Source organism: Alicyclobacillus hesperidum subsp. aegles (assembly GCF_027923525.1).
Classification (GTDB): domain Bacteria; phylum Bacillota; class Bacilli; order Alicyclobacillales; family Alicyclobacillaceae; genus Alicyclobacillus; species Alicyclobacillus aegles.
Genome location: NZ_BSBJ01000024.1, coordinates 1 through 269 on the forward strand (window position 1 = coordinate 1; position 269 = coordinate 269).

Sequence of the window (269 nt, forward strand, 5' to 3'; positions counted from 1 at the left end):
AGGAACTGATTCCGCCAGGTCACGTCGTACGCGTCGTCAATGAGGCTGTTAACCGCATCAGTGACGATGTGTTTTTGAAGTACTATCCCGGTGGAGGCCGTAGCAGCTTTCATCCGAAGATGCTCACCAAAGTCTTGGTCTACGCATATACCCAGAAGATTTACTCCTCCCGCCAAATCGCTAAGGCGCTTCGCGAGAATATTCCCTTCATGTGGCTCGCTGCACGACAGACTCCAGACTTTCGAACCATTAATCGATTCCGCTCGCAA

1 protein-coding gene is annotated in these 269 nt (G+C 51.3%); it reads left to right on the top strand.

Going from position 1 to position 269, the window contains the following annotated elements; translation table 11 throughout:
* The coding region (locus tag QMF38_RS09500; RefSeq protein WP_281759284.1) for a transposase at positions 1-269 on the top strand (269 nt) is incomplete at both ends.